Consider the following 8,876-nt stretch of genomic DNA (forward strand, 5'->3'; position numbering starts at 1 on the left):
CCGTAACCGTTCTCAAGTAATTCGTTTAACCGCCGAACAAAACGAAACACTGGAGCACCATCAGTAACATCGTGGTCAAACAGAACGGTCATAGTCATATATTCTCGGATTGTGATCTCCTCTCCCGCAACTCCTGGTTTCCTGGCAATGGTGCCCAGAGCAAAAACCACAGGATGGATACCAATGGGAATGCCCCACCCATGGCCGCCGTATTTATCGGTGGTGCTCACAGACGTAACCACGACCGTCCCCATCATTTTCTTGGCAAAGAAGGGGTCTTTGGTCAATCTTCGCCAGACAAGTAGGTTCCTAACAAACCGTGGCATCAAAGTGAAAGCCTTTGTAAGATATGCATTTCGACGCGTCCCAAGTTGTACCTCTCCGCCCACGAGCGATTGTTTTTGAGCTGATCGTATCTCGTCACTAATTTCTTTGACCGTCTTTTTGTTCGCTCTTCTAACCACGTAGGGCATTGGTAGTGTTTCTGAAGAACTGTCACTATGACCAACAGACCTTTCCACTACAACGGAGATATCCACATCGTCAAATAGAATGAGGCGCTTGTTTCCCTTTCGCATCGCTTGGATATGTTTGTGCTCACTCACTGCCTGACCTATGCACGTCATTGCCCAGCCGCTGAAGGAGAGTCCCTCACCCGTTTTTGCTTTGAACTCACGCATATACTCGCGAGCCTTGGTTACATCAACTTCCAGAAAGAGTGGAATATGGTGCTTCTTCTTCCCCAAATCCAAAGTATCAAGTGTTGGATTGCGAAACGCAGGGAATATCCGCTCTTCATAGGTTCCGATATCATCCATCGCATCCCTCTTCGATCTCATTTGATCTACATTGCGAACAAGTATCAGGCACAATGCTCCCTGCGCATAGCGCTGACGGACTGGCCTTGTGACCTAGCTTAGTCACTCGGCCGGTAGAAGTCAAGGCTCATGCCGACACTCATGCATCAGAGGATAGCCTATCTGATCGATTTAAATCTGCCGGAGGTATGGTATTCTACGCCCCATTACCTTATAATTATACCACTACGCCACGGTCGATCAGGAAGAATACAAAAAGAGGAGGTCAGCTATGTCAGCAGAAAGATGGAGACCCCGCCGAGGTCAGACACCCTTGCGCCCTCTCAGGGAGCTGGACGAGATGCGTCGCCGTTTCGAGGATGACATTGCACGGCCCTTCCTACGAGATATCTGGGAGCGGATTCCGCAGGAGATGAAGGAATGGGCTCCCTCGATAGATGTCTATGAGAAAGGGGATGCCTTTGTGGTCAAGGTTGAACTCCCCGGTATGAAACTTGAAGACATTGACGTATCGGTTTCTAATGATATGCTGGTGATCAAAGGGGAAAAACAGCCCGAAAGCGGCGTCGAAGAGGCGAACTGCTATCGGAGTGAAATCACTTATGGCAGTTTCTACCGCTCGGTAGAGATTCCTTCAGATGTAGACGCCAAGAATGTTGAAGCTGTTTATGAGGAAGGTGTACTCTACATCACTTTCCACAAGGCACTGGAGACAAAAGCGGAAAAGATCACCATAACGCCCAAGAAAGGAACAGCCTGATCCTCCAACCTCAGAGAGATAATAAGCTTTTCCGTCACGCTTTCAGCAGAGCGATTCTGCTGGAATGAGATACACGGCGCGTCCCTTCGTTCTAACCACCGCCACCCTTTTTGATATACGAGTCATTTCGTCGACGATGGGGAACATGAGCGACAGTGTTCAATGCGAAAAGGCCAACTGAGATAAGGCAATGCCAGGACCCATAACACCACGCACCGGCTATAGGCGCTTGAGGCGTTTCGAGCAGGTCGTCAATGTGTTTGTCAAACACGGATTTGGTGAAGTCCTGACTCGAATGCGCGTTGCCGAGAGGCGCATACTCCGAAGGGATGTCATCCCTCCTCAGCTTACGGCTCCGCAGCGGCTCCGCCTGGCTCTTGAAGAACTGGGACCAACCTATGTCAAATTAGGCCAGGTGATCAGCACGCGTCCTGACATAGCGCCGCCGGAGATTATCGCCGAACTCAAAAAGCTGCGATCGGCGGTCCATTTCGTTCCATCAGACGTCATCAAAGGCATTATTGAGTCTGAGCTAGGCAAGCCGATTTCCGAGATATTCGATAGCTTCGAAGACACGCCGCTGGCGGCGGGATCACTGGCTCAGGTTCATCGTGCCGTGCTGCAGCATAAACTGGTGGCAATAAAAGTACAGCGGCCGGGAATTGTGGGGGCCACTGAGACGGATATCGGTATCATGCGCACTATGGCGTCCCTGGCCGAGCGCTATTCACAGACGCTCTATTTTCTTAATCCCATTGGGCTGGTGGAAGAATTCGCCGAGCAGATCAGGAACGAACTCGATTTCCGCACGGAAGCCAACAATATGCGCCGTTTTGCGCAAAACTTCCACCGCGATGAGACGGTTCACGTCCCCGATCTATATCCGGAGCTTTGCACCCGACGGGTTATCACCATGGAGTACCTGCACGGCATCAATATATCAGATACTCAAGACCTCATCGATGCGGGGTACGATCTGCAGTTAGTCGCCAAACGCGGGGCGGTCATCGGGCTCAAGGCAACCTTTCAGCACGGTTTCTTCCATGCCGATCCGCATTCCGGAAACCTTGTAGTTTTGCCGGGAAATGTCATCGGCTTGATGGACTTCGGCATGATGGCCACCCTGTCCACGAGAGATCGAGAGCGACTGGCAAAGCTAGTCTACTTTATTTCATCCCGCGACGAAAGGCGAGTGGCCCGTGCACTCAATGAGCTGATGGAATCTGATGAAGTGGTGCCGGCCGAAGAGATGGAGCCATCCATTGCAGCTATTATCACCGAGTACAGGGACCGTGCCGCCAGCGATCTGCTGTTTGCCATGATGCTCTTCTCCATGATGCGAGTGGTCATCTTGCATGGAGGGAGATTTCGGCCCCAGCTCATCTGGGTAACCAAGAGCATCGCTGTTCTGGAGGAAGTCGCCCAGGCACTCCATGCCGATTTCAACCTCATGGATCTTGGCGCACCGTATGCCCGCAAGGTTCTCACCCAGAAGGTGAATCCCCTCCGTACACCGCACGAGTTTTACTTCTGGTTGACCGATTCTCTGGATATGGTCAGAGACCTGCCTTACGATGCGGCCATCATTCTGCGCGAGATCAGAAAGGGCCGGCTCAAGATCGAATTCGAACATAAGGGGCTCGAACCCATGCGCGAGACCTTGAATCGGGTCTCGAATCGCATGTCGCTGACCATCATCATCGCGGCATTGCTGGTCTCCTCGTCGGTGATCGTGATGGCCGGAGCATCTCCTCGTGTGGGCAGTATGCCGATCCTGGCGCTGGTTGGCTATCTTCTGGCCGTTGTGCTCGGCTTCGCGTTGGCTATGGCAATCTGGTTGCGAGGTCGCCGATAACTCTCCTTTCCGTCCGACTGCATCAGCAGCCAGACAATCCGATTCCAGCAAAAGGGTTCAGACCAAATCCCAAAACGTTTGAGGAGGCTGAAATGGAAAAGCAACTGAAAGAGCTATTTTTGAGCCAGTGGAGGACGTATTTTGGCGAGACGGAATTACCAATCGCGTTTTTCTATACCGATGAAGTATCCGGGAACGACCTGAGCGATACCAAGAATGAGCACATGTGTCTGATCGGTAACCTGAACCGTGTGCGGGAAGGGCATGCCTTTGTCTACGATGCCAAAAGTCCGGGATGCCCGGGCGGCAAACGGTATACCGGTTTCCTCCAAAAGCTGCGGCCGAATTTCGAGTACTTCCTTTCCTGCGGCATACCGGGGCAGATGGAAGGAGAAAGGTACAAGAAATCGCCCGAACTGGTGAAAGAGCACCTCAAAAACCATCCCCCTTTCGAGGCGCCGGGCCAGTATCTGGTGTTCAAGCGCTGGGATAAGCTGGCAGCAGCAGAAAACCCGCTGGCGGTCATCTTTTTTGCCGCAGCAGATGTTCTATCAGGCCTTTTCACTCTGGCGAACTTTGATGCGGCTGATGCTCAGGGCGTTATCGCGCCTTTCGGATCGGGGTGCTCTTCAATTGTGAACTATCCCCTGGTAGAATCGAAATTCGCCCGCCCGAGATGCATCCTGGGGATGTTCGATGTTTCGGCGCGGCCTTCTGTTCCTCAGGATATGCTTACTTTTGCCGTTCCCATGAAGCGATTCGAGGAAATGATCTCTAATATGGGGGAGAGTTTCCTGATCACCAAATCTTGGGCGGCTGTCAGAAAGAGAATCAATCCAACGGGTTAGAGGAGTCAGATGGGGAATTTTGAAGATTCATATGTTGGCTGGCTGCGCAAATATGTGGGCAAAGCCAGGCTCATCATCCCGGTGACGAGGGCCATTGTCCGGGACGATCAGGGGCAAGTGCTCATTGTCCAGAGACGCGATAACAGAACCTGGGGCTTGCCTGCGGGCAGCATCGAGCTGGGGGAGTCGGTCATGGATTGTCTGAGGAGGGAAGTCAGCGAAGAATCCGGGCTAACGGTAATTTCCGCCACACCGATCGCGCTTCACACAGAGCCAAGGTTTGATTACACCAATATGTACGGGGACGAATATCAAAGGTTTGTGCTGGTTTTCTGTGTCGATCAATGGACAGGAGAGTTGCAGACAAACACCGAAGAGACGGTGGACGCTCGTTTCTTTCCCCTGGATGCCTTGCCGGATATACCCCCGCACCATCATGAATCGCTGGAAGACTTGCGACAATTTATCGGCCGCCTGATCGTGAAGTAAGAGCGCTTTGGATGGAGAGAAAGAATATGGATACACACAGCGCATATTCTCACAAGGCCAAGAAGTACTCCCGATATCGATGGGACTATCATCCTGAAGCCATTCAGGCCATTTTCGATACGACCCGCATTTCAAGCCAATCTTCTGTGGCGGATATAGGGGCGGGAACCGGAAAGCTCACCAAGCATTTTGTTGGCAAAGTGGCGCAGGTTTTTGCTGTTGAGCCCAATTCGGACATGAGACAGGTGGCAGCCAGAAAACTGGGCTCCCCTCCTTCCTGTAGCGTTATTGAGGGTCAGGCCGAAGCGACGACGCTATCGGATAGCTCCATTGATTTGATAGCGGTGGGACAAGCCCTGCACTGGTTTGATCCTGAGCCGACCCGAAAAGAATTCCTGCGGATACTGAAGCCGGATGGATGGTTGGCGGCTTTATGGAACTGGGCAACCGACTATGCAGTGATTGACGCACTGTGGAAACGGTTGATTGAGGAGAAAGGATTGGATACATCGCGTGCCAGGCAACCGGAAGGCAGACCCGTCAAGTTCTACTTCGGAGGGGATTATTTTCGCAAGTGGACCTTCCCTTTTACCACGCAGCAAACGTGGGAAAGATTCATCGGCGCGCTCTCTTCATTTGCCTACGCTCCGGATGAAGGCACCCCTTTGTACGAAAACTTCGAGCGGGCAGCCAGAAGGGTCTTTAGCAGCTTCAGTTCGAATGGTCTGATGGAAGTGCATGGAGTGACGGAACTCTATCTAGGGCAGATCGCGAGGCCATGAGTTGCCGTGTTTACAAGATCATCGCCTTGTGAGAGCATTCCCGATGGCGAATGAGTTTCTTACTCTTTGAGGTCAGGTTTCCCTTCCGTTTTAGCCAAACCTCGCGATGACAGGAAGCCAATGAAGGTCATCGCGGAACCAAATAACATCACACTCGAAAATCCCCAAGCCTGAGATAGGGCCCCTCCAATACCAGGGCCAATGCCGGCAGAAGAGTACATTGAGGAATAAAGAAGGCCGGCAGCAGTCCCATGCTCCAAACTCCTTTTGAGTAAGAAGCTCATGGCGCCAACAAAGAGACAGGACCATGATAACGCCAGCATTATCTGCACTGGAATGATCTGCAGATAATGATTAGCGATGCCATATATAGCAAATGCAAACGCGGAAGTAATCAGGCCGAGGGTGAATATTTTCGCCGCGTTGAACCTCTCGATATATCGCATGATGATGAATTGGCCGCCCATGTTGATGGCGTCAAGGATAGCGACCCACAGCTTGCTGGCGCCTATGCTCACCAAATACAGCGGAAAGATCGACCAGACCGCGTATGCGCCAATTTGCCTGAGAAAGAAGGCAAAATAGAGTTTGCGATCCGCCCGGGCTGCCGCGAATGGAAAAGCCGCTGCTCGGCTGCGGATGAACCCTCTTTCACTCAGGGTCAGCGCCATCAAGAAAGCAAGTGCTGAAGCCACCGCGCTGCTGAAAAACAGGCTTTCGTAGTTTCTGAGCAGCGCCGCCAGGAGCGCCCCGAAAAGCCATCCCAGGGAGCCATAAGAAGCAAAATTGCCAACGCGCCCCTGAGCCTCGTAGACATAGGCCATAACAGCCGGAGAGGCAATGCCAAGGCAGAACCCAACGGCAGCCCTGGTCATCAGTAATGTAATTGGGCCTGAGGCGATAATTTGCAGCAGGTAGGCAACTGACGCCAATCCCAGGCCAGTACGGATAAAGACCAACCGGCCTCGCATATCCGATTGCCTGCCGAATATGAGAGAGGACAGAAAATAGGATGTCCCATGCAGCCCCGATAAGACCCACCTCGAGATTCGATGCCCCCAGGCTATTGGCACGGAGTGGCAGGAATATGATCGATGCTTCTATGGAAAGGTTAAAGAAAAAGCTCACCAGAGCCAGGCGAACGGGAAACGAAGCATGAATTATGCGAGAAAGGTAATCCATTTCTTGATAAAATTTTGCCCCTGTGAAGGCTCTAAAGTCTGATATTACATCCTCAGCTGGCCGGGAAGCAAGTCTCCAGATTCAGTTCGCTGGAAGGTGAGCCCAAAAGACCTATGGCGGTTCTCTCCAAGAAGGGATCGCCTGTTGTGGCAATCCCCACCACTACCAAAGCCCTTCCGTAGACTCGGCAAAAGTATTGACTTTTCGCACAGATAAGCCTAAAATAGGCTACCCACAGATGGATGGTCGAGGAATCACAAAATTTGATCGTATGAAAGGAGGCAAAGATGACAGAGAGTGTTTACAAAATCGTCGAGCTGGTGGGGACTAGCACTGAGTCCTGGGAAAGGGCAGCTGCATGTGCCGTTGAGATGGCATCGAAAAGTCTGCGCGATCTTCGCATTGCCGAAGTTGTAGAGTTGGATATGCAGCTTGATGGCGGCAACGTCATCGCCTATCGCGCGAAGGTAAAAATCTCCTTCAAGTACGAGGGCAAGGATTAGCCGGTGAACAACCCTTGCCGTATCTTCATGAGTTATGCGAGTGCGAATTCATGAAGACAAACCCTCTCAATCAGGCTGGAGGAAGAATCAGTAGATCCGGTCGGAGAAAAGGAGCGCAGAATGGCAGGCAGTAGCTACAATGTGATTGAACTGGTGGGGACCAGCACCGAATCCTGGGGAAAGGCTGCTGAGGCTGCCGTTGAGATGGCATCGAAAAGTCTGCGTGGTCTTCGCGTTGCTGAAGTTGTCGAGTTAGATGTGCAGCTGGACAACGGGAATATCATCAGCTATCGAGCAAGGGTGAAGGTCTCCTTCAAGTATGAGGAGAAAAAATAGACTGCGCTTGTCCTGCCGATCGCTCACCCAAGAGACGTATGCGGACTTATTGCTGACATGTCATCCCGTTTGAAATGATCCACAAGCAATCGAATATGATTTATGGAAGGAGGCAAAATGGCAGAGAGTGTTTATAAGATCGTCGAATTAGTGGGAACCAGCGCCGAGTCTTGGGAGAAAGCTGCTGCAAGCGCCGTTGAAATGGCTTCCAAAAGTCTGCGCGATCTTCGTATAGCAGAAATTGTTGAGTTGGATATGCAGCTCGATAGTGGCAAGGTTATTGCCTATCGAGCAAAGGTGAAAGTCTCCTTCAAGTACGAAGGCAAGTAATAAACCTCCCCGGCCTTGTACGCTTTCTTTTTACTTAGGCAAATCTTGAACAAGTAGCGCAGGATGTCTGCATCCGAAGGTTTTAGGATTGAGGAGCACTTGGTCAGAGCCCACCCAGGTTATATAAGTGCCAGCGTGGTCCCCATGAATTAGGCTCGGCGAACAGTTGAATGCGCCACCTTTCTTCAGGTAGCGCATTCAACCGCATTTCAATTGGTTTGCTGTCCCCAAGCCGTCTTTCCCTGTGTATTGTGTGTATCTTGCGGTGTTTATTCCTATATTTGTCTCTGAGGTCTGTCAATTCAGCAGGGACGAATATCTCACAGGAGAGTGAAACCGAACCCTGGGTCAAATTTGAGGCAAAACTGAATGCCCTTGAGGATTCTGCAGAGCGATGCCACTTTACCGTAGATGATATCCATTTTGTGGGAGCAGTTGCCAATCTGGGCGCTATTGCATTGGAGAATGCCAGACTCTACGAGTCTGTCCGACAAGACAAGGATCAGTTGAGCCGGGAGTTATTGGAATGGCACGCGGCTATGGGGCTTTGGCCGCCACGTCTGTCGGGACGCCGCTGACAGCATGTCGATGGAGTTTTGCTCGGCTCACGATGGCCGTGATTGCCTGTCTTAAGGAGACCATTGAAAAAGGTCTGTCGGATTCTTCTTTCAGTGCTTGCCCTCGACTCGGATCGGGGAACGGGCCAACCCCCCGATCCGAGTCGAGGGCTTGGTCTTGGTGAACGTCTTGCCCAGGCCCAGCCGGACATTCCTCTGGCGCAAGGTCATACAGATAGGCCACCGATATCCCACAGAGGTTTCGAAACTCCTCATGCCCTAATATTCGGTAAGTGGGTATGCACTTTACTCAACCATATACCATATGTTGTGGATGGCCTCCTACGATCATTTGACGCGGCACGGGGGCACAAGCTATTGCCTGCTCCATCAGGCGGTAGAAGAGTAAACCTCGT

General features: G+C 51.7%; 12 protein-coding genes. 9 read left to right on the forward strand and 3 right to left on the reverse strand.

Features of this window, described 5'->3' with window-relative positions:
- Positions 1-818 (reverse strand): 2-oxo acid dehydrogenase subunit E2 (locus PHV74_12825; GenBank protein ID MDD5095241.1); only part of this gene is annotated, 818 nt, incomplete at its 3' end.
- A 271-nt stretch (positions 819-1,089) separates the two neighbouring features.
- On the opposite strand from PHV74_12825, the gene PHV74_12830 reads away from it, so the two are divergent.
- The 5 genes from PHV74_12830 (at position 1,090) to PHV74_12850 (ending at position 5,552) form a co-directional block, all read left to right on the forward strand.
- Positions 1,090-1,578 (forward strand): Hsp20/alpha crystallin family protein, encoded by a 489-nt coding sequence (locus PHV74_12830; GenBank protein MDD5095242.1) that lies wholly within the window; start codon positions 1,090-1,092, stop codon positions 1,576-1,578.
- A gap of 190 nt (positions 1,579-1,768) precedes the next feature.
- Positions 1,769-3,433, forward strand: coding sequence for an AarF/ABC1/UbiB kinase family protein (locus PHV74_12835; GenBank protein MDD5095243.1), 1,665 nt, complete (start codon positions 1,769-1,771; stop codon positions 3,431-3,433).
- A 92-nt stretch (positions 3,434-3,525) separates the two neighbouring features.
- Positions 3,526-4,281 (forward strand): DUF169 domain-containing protein, encoded by a 756-nt coding sequence (locus PHV74_12840; protein MDD5095244.1) that lies wholly within the window; start codon positions 3,526-3,528, stop codon positions 4,279-4,281.
- Positions 4,282-4,290: 9 nt separating this feature from the next.
- On the forward strand, positions 4,291-4,770 hold the full coding sequence (locus tag PHV74_12845) for an NUDIX domain-containing protein (GenBank protein ID MDD5095245.1): 480 nt from the start codon (positions 4,291-4,293) through the stop codon (positions 4,768-4,770).
- Between the two features lie 26 nt (positions 4,771-4,796).
- Positions 4,797-5,552 (forward strand): class I SAM-dependent methyltransferase, encoded by a 756-nt coding sequence (locus tag PHV74_12850; protein ID MDD5095246.1) that lies wholly within the window; start codon positions 4,797-4,799, stop codon positions 5,550-5,552.
- Positions 5,553-5,611: 59 nt separating this feature from the next.
- Here PHV74_12850 and PHV74_12855 read toward each other — a convergent pair whose 3' ends face one another.
- Positions 5,612-6,625 carry an MFS transporter gene (locus PHV74_12855; GenBank protein ID MDD5095247.1) on the reverse strand — a complete coding sequence of 338 codons (1,014 nt, stop codon included), beginning with the start codon at positions 6,623-6,625 and terminating at the stop codon, positions 5,612-5,614.
- A gap of 396 nt (positions 6,626-7,021) precedes the next feature.
- Here PHV74_12855 and PHV74_12860 point away from each other — a divergent pair, with 396 nt between their 5' ends.
- The 4 genes from PHV74_12860 (at position 7,022) to PHV74_12875 (ending at position 8,481) form a co-directional block, all read left to right on the forward strand.
- Positions 7,022-7,237 (forward strand): dodecin family protein, encoded by a 216-nt coding sequence (locus tag PHV74_12860; GenBank protein ID MDD5095248.1) that lies wholly within the window; start codon positions 7,022-7,024, stop codon positions 7,235-7,237.
- A gap of 120 nt (positions 7,238-7,357) precedes the next feature.
- Entirely contained in the window at positions 7,358-7,573 is a 216-nt protein-coding gene (locus PHV74_12865; GenBank protein ID MDD5095249.1) for a dodecin family protein, read from the forward strand.
- A gap of 117 nt (positions 7,574-7,690) precedes the next feature.
- Positions 7,691-7,903 carry a dodecin family protein gene (locus tag PHV74_12870; protein MDD5095250.1) on the forward strand — a complete coding sequence of 71 codons (213 nt, stop codon included), beginning with the start codon at positions 7,691-7,693 and terminating at the stop codon, positions 7,901-7,903.
- Positions 7,904-8,184: 281 nt separating this feature from the next.
- Entirely contained in the window at positions 8,185-8,481 is a 297-nt protein-coding gene (locus tag PHV74_12875) for a GAF domain-containing protein (GenBank protein MDD5095251.1), read from the forward strand.
- Between the two features lie 90 nt (positions 8,482-8,571).
- Here the strand turns inward: PHV74_12875 and PHV74_12880 are convergent, their stop codons facing one another.
- Positions 8,572-8,736 (reverse strand): hypothetical protein, encoded by a 165-nt coding sequence (locus PHV74_12880; protein ID MDD5095252.1) that lies wholly within the window; start codon positions 8,734-8,736, stop codon positions 8,572-8,574.
- Positions 8,737-8,876 lie beyond the last annotated feature (140 nt).

The sequence above is a fragment of the Dehalococcoidia bacterium genome (assembly GCA_028711995.1).
Classification (GTDB): Bacteria; Chloroflexota; Dehalococcoidia; order SZUA-161; family SpSt-899; genus JAQTRE01.